This is a genomic window from Kitasatospora kazusensis, assembly GCF_039529945.1.
In the GTDB taxonomy this organism is placed as follows: Bacteria; Actinomycetota; Actinomycetes; order Streptomycetales; family Streptomycetaceae; genus Kitasatospora; species Kitasatospora kazusensis.
In genome coordinates this window covers 99,979-113,635 of record NZ_BAAANT010000002.1, presented here as the reverse complement: position 1 = coordinate 113,635, position 13,657 = coordinate 99,979, and the positions used below count along the sequence as shown (strand labels likewise).

The 13,657-nt window shown below is 75.0% G+C and carries 7 protein-coding genes; 1 reads left to right on the top strand and 6 read right to left on the bottom strand.

The window, feature by feature from the left end; translation table 11 throughout:
- Positions 1 to 40 precede the first annotated feature (40 nt).
- From ABD330_RS02625 to ABD330_RS02615, 3 genes are read right to left on the bottom strand one after another with little or no spacing between them, the layout of a single operon-like run.
- Positions 41 to 2,920, bottom strand: coding sequence for an FtsX-like permease family protein (locus tag ABD330_RS02625; RefSeq protein ID WP_344460182.1), 2,880 nt, complete (start codon positions 2,918 to 2,920; stop codon positions 41 to 43).
- A complete protein-coding gene (locus ABD330_RS02620) occupies positions 2,917 to 3,684 on the bottom strand; it encodes an ABC transporter ATP-binding protein (RefSeq protein WP_344460606.1) in 768 nt (255 codons plus the stop codon). The genes ABD330_RS02625 and ABD330_RS02620 overlap by 4 nt, the downstream gene beginning before the upstream one ends.
- A gap of 39 nt (positions 3,685 to 3,723) precedes the next feature.
- Positions 3,724 to 4,320: a PadR family transcriptional regulator gene (locus tag ABD330_RS02615; RefSeq protein WP_344460180.1), complete on the bottom strand. Its 597-nt coding sequence runs from the start codon at positions 4,318 to 4,320 to the stop codon at positions 3,724 to 3,726.
- A gap of 65 nt (positions 4,321 to 4,385) precedes the next feature.
- Between ABD330_RS02615 and ABD330_RS02610 the strand changes: the two genes are divergently transcribed.
- A complete protein-coding gene (locus tag ABD330_RS02610) occupies positions 4,386 to 5,345 on the top strand; it encodes an endonuclease/exonuclease/phosphatase family protein (protein WP_344460179.1) in 960 nt (319 codons plus the stop codon).
- Positions 5,346 to 5,421: 76 nt separating this feature from the next.
- Here the strand turns inward: ABD330_RS02610 and ABD330_RS02605 are convergent, their stop codons facing one another.
- From ABD330_RS02605 to ABD330_RS02595, 3 genes are all read right to left on the bottom strand, one after another.
- Positions 5,422 to 6,495, bottom strand: a complete 1,074-nt coding sequence (locus tag ABD330_RS02605; protein ID WP_344460177.1) for a PP2C family protein-serine/threonine phosphatase — start codon at positions 6,493 to 6,495, stop codon at positions 5,422 to 5,424.
- A 313-nt stretch (positions 6,496 to 6,808) separates the two neighbouring features.
- A complete protein-coding gene (locus ABD330_RS02600) occupies positions 6,809 to 10,006 on the bottom strand; it encodes an ATP-dependent helicase (RefSeq protein ID WP_344460175.1) in 3,198 nt (1,065 codons plus the stop codon).
- Positions 10,007 to 10,157: 151 nt separating this feature from the next.
- Positions 10,158 to 13,508: an ATP-dependent helicase gene (locus ABD330_RS02595; protein WP_344460174.1), complete on the bottom strand. Its 3,351-nt coding sequence runs from the start codon at positions 13,506 to 13,508 to the stop codon at positions 10,158 to 10,160.
- Between the last annotated feature and the right edge of the window lie 149 nt (positions 13,509 to 13,657).

Sequence of the window (13,657 nt, the reverse complement as noted above, 5' to 3'; positions counted from 1 at the left end):
CCGCCCGGCCCCCGCGCCCACCGGGCTGCCCCGGCGCGCGCTAGCCCGCGCGCCGGAGCAGGACGAGCCGCGAGCGGGTGAAGAGCATCGCGAGCAGCACCGCCACGGCGGGCAGCACGACCAGGGTGGCCGCGATGTTCAGCCACGGGAAGGCGATCACCGCGTGGCCGGCGCCGGCGTCGGCGTACGGGTCCGCCGAGGCCGCCATCGCCTGGACCTTGCGCAGGGCGACGGCGGGGACCATCCCGCTGACCGTCCCGAGCACCGCGCCCATCGCGGCGATCACGCCGCACTGGAAGCCGGAGAGCCTGCGGCGGATGCCGCCGCCCGCTCCGACCGCCGCCAGGGTGGCCAGGTCGCGCTGGGAGTCGGCGGCCGCGAGGCCGGTGGCGATCCCGGCGGCGCCGAGCGCGACCAGCGCGGCGAACCCGGTGAGCGCCAGGCTGATTGCGCCGTGCTGGGGGCGGAACCCGCGCTCGACCGTGAGCCGGGCGCCCGCGTCGACCTTGGAGACCGCCGCGGTCGCCTTCTGCTCGGCGGTGTCGGAGGGCGCCGATTCGGGCAGCCAGACCGATCCCGCCTCGGTGGTGCCGAGGCCGAGCGCCCGGACGGCCGGCACGGTGATCAGCGCGGTGGCGCTCCTGACCTGCGCGGTGGCCAGCACGGCGGGCACCGCGACGTCGTGGCTCCTCGTCTTGGCGGGCTCGGCGACGGCCCCGTCGGCACCGATCACCGGCACACCGCGGTCGTTCGACGGCTCCGCCAGTTTCAGGGTGACCTTGCCGTCCTTGAGGTAGACCGGATCGAAGACGACCAGCTTGCCCTCGGTGAGTGCCCGCACCGCCGCAGGGTCCTGGACGCCGAGCAGGTTGTGCAGGACGGTCGCGTCCCCGGCCGTCAGCGTGCCGAACTGCTGGCTGCTGGGGTAGCCGTTGGCGCAGCGCGGGTCCGTCCGCATCAGCCGTTGGAAGTCGGCGCCGTTGAGCGACTCCGTCCGGTCCTGGTCGGTGGCCGGGCAGCGGCGCTCCTTGGGGATGGAGAGCTGGACGTAGCCGCAGGAGCCGGCCAGCGGGCTGCACCCGGCCGGGTAGCTGATCGCGGAGATGTCGCCGCGGGCGCCGAGCCCGGGCATCGCCTGCTCGATGGCGGCCCGCTGCTGCGGCAGCAGCTTCGGGTCCGCCTCCCGGCCCCAGCCGAGCGCGACCGCCACCCCGCCGCTGGGCAGGCCGGCCGTGTAGTGCCCGCGCATCTCCTGGTCGCTGCTGGCGCCGTAGATCCCGACCGCGACCGATCCGGCCACGGCTGCCATCACGGCGGCCACGGCGGGGGCGGTGCGGCCGCGGTGGCGTACCGAGTCGCGCAGTGCCAGGCGGGGGCTGAGCGGCAGCAGCCGTCCCAGTCGGCCGAACAGGCCGACCAGGATCGGGGTGCAGGCGACCATGCCCAGCTCGGCGATCATCGAGCCGCCGAGGACGGCCACGCTGCGGTGGCTCCGGAGGCCGCCGATGGTTCCGCCGAACAGGGCGAGCGCGCCGCCGCCGAGCAGCATGAGCAGGCCGAGCACGGCGAGCTTGCGGCTGGCGGGGCGGATCGTGCCCCGGCCGGTGAGAGCCTCGACCACGTCCTGCCGGGCGGCCTGGAAGGCCGGTACGACGGCCGCGAGCAGCCCGGTGACCAGGCCGATCCCGGCCACCGCGAGCAGGTCGAGCGGCTGGACGGCGAAGTGTCCGAACCTGCTGCCGGAGGCCTCCTCGGCCCACGGGCGCACCACCGCGACCAGGGCGATCCCGAGCACCACGCCGGTCACCGCACCGGCCAGCCCGAGCACCACACCGCCGCCGAGCACCACGGCCCGCACGTGCGCGCGGTCGCCGCCGCCGGCGGCGAGCAGCCCGAGCTGGCGGCGGGAGCGCCGCGCACCGACCGCGAAGGCGGGGCCGGCCAGCAGCACGATCTCCAGCAGCGCCATGCCGCAGACGGTCGCCAGGACCACCACGGCGGTGCTGTCGATGAGGGAGCCGCTCCCGCCGGAGGCGTCCTGCTCCACGAAGTACGGCACCGCGGAGCGCGGCGGCGGGTCGAGCAGCACGCTGCGCGAGTCGGCGAGGAAGCCGTACTTGTTGAGCTCCAGGACCTTCGGCCAGTCCAGCACGGTTCCGGCGGGCAGTTGGAGGAACCACTTGCTCCGCCCGAAGCTCGGGCTCCGGTCGGCCGACTGCCCCAGGGCCTTGTCGAGCGGGTCGAGCAGCTCGCCGGGGCGGCCGATGAGCTGGTCGTTCTTGAGGTCGCTGGGGTCCTCGACGGCGGCGGTGATGGTGAAGGGCCGGCTGTCGAGGCCGCGCAGGGTGGTGGTGTCGCCGACCTTCAGGTGGGCCAGGTCGAGGAAGTGCTGGGTGGCGGCCAGCTCCTGGGGCGAGCCGGGTGCCCGGCCGCGGATCAGGTTGATCCTGCCGTGCCAGACCGGGTTCGCGAGGTCCGCCTCGGCGGTCTGGACCCGGACCAGCCCGTCGCGGGTGGTGGTCGCCGCGCCGCTGCCCTGGGTCAGCGGGAGCAGGGTGCTGCCGGCCGGCAGCAGCTGCCTGACCAGCACGGCCGGGTCCGTGGCCAGGCTCCTGAGCTGCTCGGGGGTGGGCTTGTCGCCCTTCTTCGGGTTCTCCGAGTTGTACCCGTCGCCGGAGTTCGGGGCCTGCTTCACGGTGGAGCCCTGGTCGTACTGGGAGACCACGGCGTCGGCCCGGCCCAGCTGCCGGGCCGCCTGCTCGGACGGCGTGAGCTGGGCACTGCGGTAGACCACGTCGGCACCGGCCACGCCGAGCACCGGCAGCGCGATCATGGCGAGCACGAGCGCGCTGCGGCCCTTGGCCCGCATCGCGTCGCGGCGGGCGATCCGCAGCGCGACCCTCCAGGCGCCGGGCCTCACTCGTGCACCGGCCCGTTCAGGCTGTTGGTGGCGGCGCTGACCAGCAGGCTGGCGGCGTCCCGGCTGACGCTCTCGTCGACCATCCGGCCGTCCCGCAGGAAGACCACCCGGTCCGCCCAGGCGGCGTGCCGGGCCTCGTGGGTGACCATCATGGCGGCGGCCCCGGCGTCGCAGCGGGCCCGCAGCACGGCGAGCACCGACTCGCCGGTGGTGGAGTCGAGGGCGCCGGTCGGCTCGTCGGCGAGCACCAGCCGGCGCCCGCCGATCAGCGCGCGGGCGATGGCGACCCGCTGCTGCTGGCCGCCGGACATGTTGTCGGGGAACCGGTCGGCCAGTTCGAGGATGCCCAGCTCCTCCAGCGCGGCCAGCGCCTCGCGGCGGGCGGCGCGGGTGGATATGCCGTCCAGCTCACGGGGCAGCGTGACGTTCTCGGCCGCGGTCAGCGCGGGGATCAGGTTGTAGTCCTGGAACACGTACCCGATCGAGCGGCGGCGGACCTCGGCCAGCTTCTTGCGGCTGAGGCCGCCCAGCGCCGTGCCCTCGACCAGGACCTGGCCCGCCGTCGGGCTGTCCAGGCCGCCGGCCAGCGTGAGCAGAGTGGACTTGCCGGAGCCGGAGGGCCCCATCACGGCGACGAACTCGCCGGGGTGCACCTTGAGGTCGACACCGCGCAGCGCGTGCACCTCGGTGGTGCCCTGTCCGTGGACCCGGGTCACGCCCTCCAGGTGCAGTACGGGCGCCGCGCTGTTCGAATTCTGAGAGATGGTCAACTTTCCCCCTGCTGTTGTGCGTACGTTCGACGTTCAGAGGCGGGAGCGGCGCCGCGGTTTGGCCGGGGCCTCGGTGGCCTGCTGCGGCTCGGGCGGCGCGGCGGCCCGCTGGGTGAGGCGGCTCTCGCAGTGGTCCAGCCAGCGGATCTCGGCCTCGGTCTGGAAGATCAGCTGTTCCAGCACCAGCAGCCAGGCGAGGTCCTCCTGCTTGCCGGTGTCGGCGGTCAGGGCCTGGCCCTTCAGCCGGGTGTAGTCCTGGAGCGCCTTCATGCTGTGCCTGCGCTGCCCCTGGACCACCGCGGTGACATCCACCCCCGGCACGGTCACGGCCATCGCCAGCTTGATCGCCAGCTCGTCGCGCGGCGGATTGGTCCGGGGCACCGGGGTCTCGAACCAGGTGCGCAGTTCCGCGCGTCCTGCTTCGGTGACGGCGTAGAACAGGTGCCCGTCCTCGTCCTCACCGTGCGGCGCGACCAGGCCGTCCCGTTCCAGGCGCCCCAGCGTGGTGTAGACCTGGCCGACGTTGAGCGGCCAGGTGGCGCCCGTACGGGCCTCGAATTCGGTTCTGAGCTGGTAGCCGTAGCGCGGGCCCTGGTCGAGCAGGGCGAGCAGGCCGTGACGGATGGACATACCGAGTATGTATACCCGGTATGTCCATCCAGCTCAAGCGTCACGCGAACCGGTACGGTCGTACGGTGAGCCAGCTGCGCATCGCCACCTTCAATCTGCTGCACGGTCAACCCCTGGCCGAGGACGGCGCTCCGCTGCCCTGTCCACCCGATCCGGGCGAGCCGCTGGGCGAGGCCATCGCCGCGCTGGACGCGGACGTCCTGGCGATCCAGGAGGTGGACCGGTACCAGGAGCGCTCCGGCCTGGTCGACCAGGCCGCCGTCGCCGCCAAGGCGATGGGCGCCGCCGACTGGCGCTTCGCCGCCGCGCTGCACGGCCGGCCCGCACCGCTGGCGGGCTGGTTGGCCGACCCCTCCGTCACCGGCCTCCAGGTCTACGGCCCCGGCGAGGCGGACACCGGCACCGACCTGCCCTCCTACGGCACCGCGCTGCTGACCAGACTGCCCGTCCGGCACTGGCGGGCCCGGCGGTTCGCGCCGGCGCCGTTCGGGCTGCCGCTGCGGGTGGCCGGGCGGCGCGGGCTGACGCCCGTGCCGGACGAACCGCGGGTCGCGCTGGCCGCCGTCCTGGAGGGCGGGAACGGACCGTTCACGGTGGTCGCCACCCACCTGTCCTTCGTGCCCGGCTGGAACATGGCGCAGCTGGCGGCGATCCGCCGCTGGATCGCCGACCTGCCGCAGCCCTGCCTGGTGCTCGGCGACTTCAACCTGATCGGCGCGGTCCCGCGGACGGTGCTCGGCGGCGCGGCGGCGCTGGACCGGGACCGGGTCCGCGACGTCCGGGCGGCCCGCCGCGCACGGGCCGCCGTCCCGGGCCCGCGCCGCCGCCGGGTCCGCGAGCCGCGCCCGCGCCTGCACGGCTGGTACGACCTGGCCAAGACCCCGACCTACCCCTCGCACCGCCCGACGGTGCAGTTCGACCACGTCCTGGCGATGGGCGTCCCCCGCACGGCCGTCGGCCCGGCCAGCGCCCCGCGCGCGGCGGTCTCCGACCACCGCCCCCTGATCGTCCAGGTCTCCCTCTGACCGCGGCCGACCGACCGCGACCGACTGACCGCGACCGACCGACCGCGACCGGCGCCGGGGCGCGGCGCCGCGGAGGTCAGCCGGCGGTCAGGGCCTGCGGCGCGGCCTGCTGCGGGAGCGCGGGCCCGACCGGCTCGTACTGGAGCAGCAGCATCGCGGCGTCGTCGGACAGGCTCCGCCCGACATGCCGGACGACGTCGTCGTGGAGGCGCCGCAGCACCTCGACCGGCCCGCCGGTGGCGCAGTGCGGGAGCCGCTCGGCGAGCGGATAGAACACGCCGCGGTGGTCGCGGGCCTCGATCACGCCGTCGGTGAAGAGCAGGACGCGGTCGCCGGGGCGCACCGCCACCCGCTGGACGGGCGGGCGGACGTCGGCCGGGTCGAGGACGCCGAGCGGCGGGACGGTCTCGTCCAGCTCCAGCGCGCGGACGGGCTCGCCGGCCCGCATCAGCAGCGGGGCGGGGTGGCCGCAGTTGACGATCTCGGCGGTGCCGTCCGGGCGGACCCCGATCAGGACGAGGGTGACGAACTCCTCCTCCACGCCGGGGTGGTCGTTCTCGTGCAGCGCGCGGTCCAGGCTGACGGCGAGCCAGCCCGCGACCTTGTCCAGTGCGGGCTCCTGGTGCGCGGCCTCGCGGAAGGCGCCGAGCACGGCGGCCGCCGTCTCCACGGCGTTCAGCCCCTTGCCCCGGACGTCGCCGACCACGGCCCGCACCCCGTGCCGGGTGTTGACCAGCTCGTACAGGTCGCCGCCGATCGAGGCGTGCGCGGCGGCGGCGGCGTAGTGGACGGCGGCCCGGACACTGCCGACCCGGTCGGGGACGGAGCGCAGCAGGACCCGGCGGGCGATGTCGGCGACCAGCTGGGCGTCGGCGAGCGCGGCCTCCTGCCGCAGCCGCAGCGTCACGCTGACCCAGCCGATCCCGGCCACCAGCGCGATGGCGAAGACCGTCGCGCTGTGCACGGACTCGCCGAGCACGTTGTTGAGGAAGGCCATCAGGAAGGCCGCCGCCTCGGTGCAGACACCGATCAGCAGCGGGAACCAGGCCCGGCGGCTGACCACGGCGGCCAGTGCGGGGACGGCGGTGAGGGCGGGTTCGACCGTGACTTCGCTGTTGCTGAAGTAGTCGAGGGCGACCACCAGCAGCATGCCGATGAACGGCAGTGCCAGGGCGGTCCTCGGCCATGTCCCCGAGGGCCCGGTGACACCGCCTGGAACGGCTCCCGGGGTCGGCCCCCCGAGCCGCGCTCTGATCCATCCGGTCGCGCTCAACTTCGGTCTCTCCAGCAGAAGGTGGCCGGTGCCTGGGACACCTGCGGTGATGACTGAGGGTTACGAACTGCGGGCCTCGCTGGTGGCCGGAGTACGGGGGTGACCGGTTACCGACCCCACAATAGGCGCGAAAAGTGCACTGTGAACAGGTTTCGCACGATCCTGTGACGACGCGGATGCGCTGCGTGACTCATTCTTCACTATTCCCGATCAGAAGCCGAGTCAACTCTTTTCGGTCAGGAAGTCCTGACGGATTTTCGACCCGCCCACTACGGACGTAGAGGAACGATGCCGTGACCTGCTCCAGATCCACCCCCATCTGCTCGGCCCAGGCGACCCGGTAGATGGCCAGTTGCAGCGCGTCCGCCGTCTCCTCCCGGTGGGTCTTCCAGTCCACCACCTCGTAGCGCGCGGACCGTGGTGACCCTGAGCCACCGTCACGCTCCCGGTACACCGCATCGATCCGGCCGCGCACCACCCGCCCCGCCAGCACCAGTTGGAACGGCGCCTCGACCCGGTACGGCTCCCGGTGCGCGTACGGGCTGCGCAGGAACGCCTCCTTGAGCCGCTCCAGGTCCCGCTCGTCCTCGATCCCGTCGTCGTCGACCCCCGGCAGAGCGCCCGGCTCGATCAGCATCAGCGGCTCGATCCGGGACTGCACCCAGGCGTGGAAGCGGGTGCCCCGGCGGGCGGCGGGCTGCGGCTCGCGGGGCATCGGGCGGGCCAGCTCCCGGGCGAAGCCGTCCGGGTCGGCGGCCAGGCGCATCAGCTGGGACGCGGACATCGAGGCCGGCAGCGGGACCTCGCGGACCGCCCGCCGGGAGCGCGCCAGCTCGCCGAGCAGGGCGTTCAGGTCGCGGTCCCAGGAGTCGGCCTGCCGCTGGTCCTCGGGGGCCAGCGGCTCGGGCCCGGGGGCCGGCTCGCCCGCCAGCCTGCCCCGGACGACCCCCGCGACCCGGCGGCGGGCCAGCTGGGCGGCCGGGTCCAGCGGCAGCGGCCAGGGTGTCTCGACGGTGCCGGCCAGCGCCGGGTTCTCAGCGTCCGGAGCCGGGTGCTCGGCCCAGTGCTCGACCTCGCCGCAGCCCGGCCGCTCGCAGTGCTCGCGCAGCTCCTTCAGGAAGCCGGACGGGCCCCGGCGGCGCTTCTGGCTCGGCCCCCACCAGTGGCCGGAGGCGAGCAGCAGCGAGCGCGGGCGGGTGAAGGCGACGTACCCGAGCCGGAGCTCCTCCGTCTTCGAGTGCTCGGCCATCTCCTTCTTGAACAGCGCCATCTCCTTCGGCGCCCAGGTGTCGAGGTCCGGCAGGGTCGCCGCGTCACCGCGCAGGCGGTGCGGCAGGACGCGCTTGGTGCTCGTCCACTTCTCCCGGCCCTTGCTGCCGGGGAAGACGTCCTTGACCAGGTTCGGGACGGCCACCACGTCCCACTCCAGGCCCTTGGACTTGTGCGCGGTGAGCACCTTCACGGTGTCCTCGCCGCCGGGCAGGCTGTTGTCGAGCCCGCGCTCGTACTCCTGGGCGGCCCGCAGGAAGGCCAGGAAGGCGGCCAGCCCCGGGTCGCCGTCCAGGTCCGCGAAGCCGGCCGCGACGTCCAGGAAGCTGTGCAGCGTCTCCCGGCGGCGGGCGGCCAGGGCGAGCGGCGAGGCCGAGAGCTCGACCTCCAGGCCGGTGGCGGCGAGCACCCGGTGCAGCACGTCCATCAGCGGCTCGGCCAGCGCGCGGCGCAGCTCGCGGAGCTCCTGGGCGAGGCGGGCGAAGCGCACCCGGGCCTCGGCCGAGAACGGCAGTTCGTCGGGCTGGTCGCTGTCGAGGAAGGTCTCCAGCGCGTCCGCGAGCGAGACCACCTCCGTCGGGTCGGTCTCGGCGACGGCGGCGGTCAGCGCGTCCACCCCCTCCGGGCGGCCGGTCCGCACCAGGTCGGTGGCCCGGCGGCCGAGCAGGGCGAGGTCGCGCGGGCCGATCCGCCAGCGCGGCCCGATCAGCAGCCGGACCAGCGCGGCGTTGGCCGTCGGGTCCTGCAGCACCTCGCAGACCGCGACCAGGTCGGCGACCTCCGGCAGCTGGAGCAGCCCGCCGAGCCCGACCACCTCGACCGGCACCTCCCGGGCGACCAGCGCCGCGTGGATGTCGGGGAAGGCCGCACCGCCCCGGCAGAGCACGGCGATCCGGCCCGGCGCGGTGCCGGTGCGGACCAGGTGGGCGATCGAGTCGGCCAGCCAGTCGATCTCCTCGGCGTGGGTGGGCAGCAGCGCGCAGCGGACGAAGCCCTCCTGTTCGTCCCCCGGCGCCGGGCGGAGTGCCTCGACGCCCTGGTGCATGGCGCGCAACGGGTGCGCCAGGTGGTTGGCGAAGGCGAGCAGCCGGCCGCCGCTGCGGCGGTTCTCGCTGAGCGAGTAGCGGACGGCGGGGGTGCCGTCCCGGCGCGGGAAGTGCCGGGGGAAGTCGTCCAGGTTGGCGACGGAGGCGCCGCGCCAGCCGTAGATCGCCTGGCACGGGTCGCCGACCGCCGTGACGGGGTGGCCGGAGCCGGAGCTGCCGCCGAACAGCCCGGACAGCATCAGCCGCTGGGCGACCGAGGTGTCCTGGTACTCGTCCAGCAGCACCACCTTGAACTGGCCGCGCATCAGCTCGCCGACCTCGGGCCGCTGCTGGGCGAGCCGGGCGGAGGCGGCGATCTGGTCACCGAAGTCCATCAGGTTGGCAGCTTGCTTGCGGCGGCGGTACTCCTCCACCAGCTCCAGCAGCTCCAGCCGGGCGCGGGCGGTCACCGGCAGGGCCCGCAGGTCGTCGTTGCTCAGCCTGGCGCCGGCCAGCTCGTCCAGCAGGCCAGTGTCGAAGGCCCGCAGCTCGGCCGGGGCCACCAGGTGCTCGGCCAGCTCACTGTCCAACGCGATCAGGTCGGCGACCAGCCCGGAGAACGCCCCGGTCAGCCCCGGGAAGGGCCCCCGGGCGGAGCGCAGCACCTTGGCGGCCAGCTGGAACCGGGTGGCGTCGGCGAGCAGCCGGACGTCCGGCTCGACACCGATCCGCAGGCCGTGCTCCTTGAGCAGCCGCCCGGCGAAGGCGTGGTAGGTGGAGATCTCCGGCTCCCCGAGCGACTCCTCGTCCGGGTCGATCACCCCCGCCCGCAGCAGCGCCGTCCGGACCCGCTCGGCCAGCTCCCCCGCCGCCTTGTTGGTGAAGGTGAGCCCGAGCACCTCCTCCGGCCGGGCCGCCCCCGACCCGACCAGCCAGACCACCCGGGCCGCCATCACCGTGGTCTTCCCCGACCCGGCCCCGGCCACGATCACGGCAGGCTCCAGCGGGGCGCCGATGGCAAGCATCTGCTCCCGGTTGAACGGAATGCCGAGCAGCTCCTTGAGCTGCTCGGGCTGGGTGAGTACGCGCTGCACGCCGCCAAACCTAACTGTTCGGGCCGACACAACAGGGGCGCGGCGGACTGCGCGAACCCGGGAGTGACGGCGCCGCACCTACCGCTTCGCGCAGTTCTCCCCCGGCCTTCGGCCGGGAGGTGCCCCCACGCGCCCCTGACGATGGCCGGCGTCAATCGAGAAGCTGACGGCCGTCACGTTGCGCCGAGCAGCTGCTGCGGAAGGAGCAGCGCGCGCAGCCGTCCCCGGTGGTGGGCAGGAAGCGTTCGGCGAGCACCCGGCCGGCCGCTTCCGCGAGCATGTTCTCGATCCACGGCTCGCCGTCCGGAGCGCCCTGCTGCTGGACCTTCGGCGCCTCGACGGCGCCCTTCGCGGGCTCCCGCAGGTGCACCAGCTCGGCGCCGCCGGACACCGCTCCGTCCTCGAAGCCCGGCAGGTCGGCGAGCGCGCCGCTGCGGACGGCGAGCTGGTAGACCGCGAGCTGCTTGTGCTCCGGCAGGGACTTCTCGGTCGGGATCTGCTTGCCGGTCTTGAAGTCGACCACGTACGCCCGCCCGGCCTCGTCCCGCTCGACCCGGTCCATCGAGCCCCGGATCCGGACGTCGATGCCGCCGACCGGGATGGTCAGGTCGAAGCCGTGCTCGGTGGCCACGGTGGTCCGGCCCCGCTCCAGGACGTGCCAGTGCAGGAAGCGCTCCAGCGCGGCCCGCGCCTGCTCCTTCTCCTGGTGGGACTTCCAGGGCGCGTCGAAGGCCAGCGCGTCCCAGACCGTGTCCAGCCGCCCCATCAGCACCGCGAGGTCCGCCGGGGTGCGGCCGGAGCCGACCTCGTCGGCCAGCGCGTGCACCACGTTGCCGAAGCCCTGGGCGGCGGTGGTGGTGGTCGCCGCCTTGACGTCCTTGTCCAGGAACCACTGCAGCGAGCAGTTCTCCAGCTGCTCCAGCCCGCTGCCGGAGAGCCGGACGGGCAGCCCGGGCTCCCGCAGCGGCTCGGGGACGTCCGTCCGGTCGGCCAGGCCCCACCAGCGGTCCGGATGGGCGGCGGGCACCAGCGGCACGCCGTCCTCGTCCAGCGCGCCGGCCAGCAGTGCCAGCCGCTCGGCGGCGGCCCGCCGCAGCTCCGGGCTGCGGCCGGGGTCCACCGTGACGGCCCGCAGCTCCGCGACCAGCGCGGAGACGGCCAGCGGGCGGCGCGGGCGGTGGGTGACGTCCTCGACGACCACCTGCGGGGTCCGGCTGCGCACCTTGCCGGTCCGCGGGTCCAGCTCCTCGCGGTAGAGCTCGCGCAGGAAGCGGGACGGCTCGTCGCCGTCCTCCGCCGGGGCCTTGACGGCGGTGACGATCAGCCGGTCCTTCGCCCTGGTCGCGGCGGTGTAGAAGAGCCGGCGCTCCTCGCCGAGCAGCGCGGCCGGGGTGAGCGGCTCGGCGAGGCCGTCCCGTCCGATCCGGTCGGCCTCCAGCAGCGAACCCCGGCGCCGCAGGTCGGGCCAGAGCCCGTCCTGCACCCCGGCCACCACGACCACCCGCCACTCCAGCCCCTTGGACCGGTGCGCGGTCATCAGCCGGACGGCCTCCGGGCGGACCGCCCGGACGGTGAGGGTGTCGGCGGCGATGTCCTGCGCCTCCAGCTCGGCCAGGAAGTCCAGGGCGCTCCGGTGGCCCGCGAGCTGCTCCTCCGCCCGCGCGGCGGTCTCGAACAGCGCGCAGAGCGCGTCCAGGTCCCGGTCGGCGTTGCGGCCGGCGGAGCCGCCGCGCAGGGCCGCCCGCTCCAGCCGCTCCCGCCAGCGCCGGCTGCCGTCCCAGAGCTCCCAGAGCGCCTCCTCGGCCCCGCCGCCGCCCGCGAGCCGCTCGCGCACCTTCCGCAGCAGCATCCCCAGGTCACGGGCCCGCCGGCTGTACGAGGGATCCATCGCCACCAGCCGCTCGGGCTCCAGCAGCGCCTCCCGGATCAGCTCCTCGGCCGACCGCACGGTTTTTTCAGGGGCGCGGGGAACCGCGCCGGACGGAAGGTCCCCCTCCGTCACCGCTTCGCCGTCCTCCGGAGGCACCCCGGCGCGCTGCTTGCCCAGGGCCTGCCGCTCCTCCTCGCGCAGGGCGCGTCCGAGCCGCCGCAGGTCCGACCCGTCCAGCCCGCCGAGCGGGCCGGTGAGCAGGGTGCGGGCCAGCTCGGCGGTGCAGAGTTCGGCGGGTTCGGCGCAGACGCGGAGCGCGAGCAGCAGCGGGGCGACCGCGGGCTCCTCCCGCAGCGGCAGGTCGTCGCCGTCGATCTCCAGCGGGACCCCGGCGGCGCCCAGCGCCCGACGGACGCCCGGGATCGAGCGCGAACCGGCCCGGACCAGGACGGCCATCTCGCCCCACGGCACGCCGTCCTCCAGGTGCGCGCGGCGCAGCAGGTCGGCGATGGAGTCGAGCTCCGTGCCGGGGGTCGGGTAGGTGTACACCTCGGCCCGGCCGCCCTCCCGGGAGGGCAGCAGCGCGCGGTGCTGGGCGAGCTTGTCGGCGGGCAGCCGGCCCATCGGCATCCGGCGGGCCAGCTCGCGGGTGGCGGCCAGCAGCACCGCGCCGGAGCGGCGGGAGACCCGCAGCACCTTGACCTCGGCCGGGCGGCCGTCGGCCTGCGGGAAGGACTGCGGGAAGTCGAGGATGCCGTTGATGTCGGCACCCCGGAAGGCGTAGATCGACTGGTCCGGGTCGCCGACGGCGACCAGGTCCCGCCCGCCGCCCGCGAGCTGCCGCAGCAGCCGGACCTGCGACGGGTCGGTGTCCTGGTACTCGTCGACGAAGACCACCTCGTACCGCTCGCGCAGCGCGGCGCCCACCTCGGGCCGCTCGGCGAGCAGCACCGCGCGGTGCACCAGCTCGGCGTAGTCGAGCACCCCGCGCAGATCGAGCACGTCCAGGTAGTCGGCGAGGAAGTGCGCGGCGGCGGCCCAGTCCGGGCGCTGCACGCCGTCGGCGAAGCGACTCAGCTCCGCCTCGCCGAGGCCGAGCTCGCGGCTGCGGGCCAGCACGGCGCGGACCTCGTCGGCGAACCCGCGGGTGGTCAGGCAGGCGCGCAGGTCGAGCGGCCAGCTGATCCGGCCGGCTCCCTGCCTGGCGTCCTCGGCGTCGCCCGCGAGGAGCTCGCGGACCATCACGTCCTGCTCGGGGCCGGAGAGCAGCCGCAGCGGCTCGGCGTAGGCCTCCGGGTCCTGGTGGGCGCGCAGCAGCGCGTAGCAGAACGAGTGGAAGGTGGTGGCCTGCGGCGAGGCCCCCGCGCTGCCGAGCCGCCCGGTGATCCGGTCGCGCAGCTCCATCGCGGCCTTGCGGCTGAAGGTGAGCACCAGGATGCGTTCCGGGTCGGTGCCGCGCTCGATCCGGCGGACGACGGACTCCACCAGCGTGGTGGTCTTGCCCGTCCCCGGACCGGCGAGCACCAGCAGCGGCCCGCCCGGGTGCTCGGCCACCGCCCGCTGGTACGGGTCCAGGACGGGCGGGGCGGGCTGCGCGAGCGGGCTGCGCACCAGACGGAAGGGGGAGGTCACGGACGTCCTGGGCTGGGGAGGCGGGTGGGCCGGGCGGTGCCCGTACGCATCGAGCCTACGATCCTGCCCCGCCGCTGCGGACGCCGCACCCGGATCGGCCGGAGCGGGGGCGCGCCGCCGGCCGGACGCGCCCGGTGGCAGGCATACGG

Bases quoted from the DNA above. Each gene is read 5' to 3' on its own strand.
- ABD330_RS02615 (WP_344460180.1), bottom strand. From the start codon at position 4,320: ATGTCCATCCGTCACGGCCTGCTCGCCCTGCTCGACCAGGGCCCGCGC.
- ABD330_RS02605 (WP_344460177.1), bottom strand. From the start codon at position 6,495: ATGCTGCTGGTGGTCGCCCTCGACTACTTCAGCAACAGCGAAGTCACG.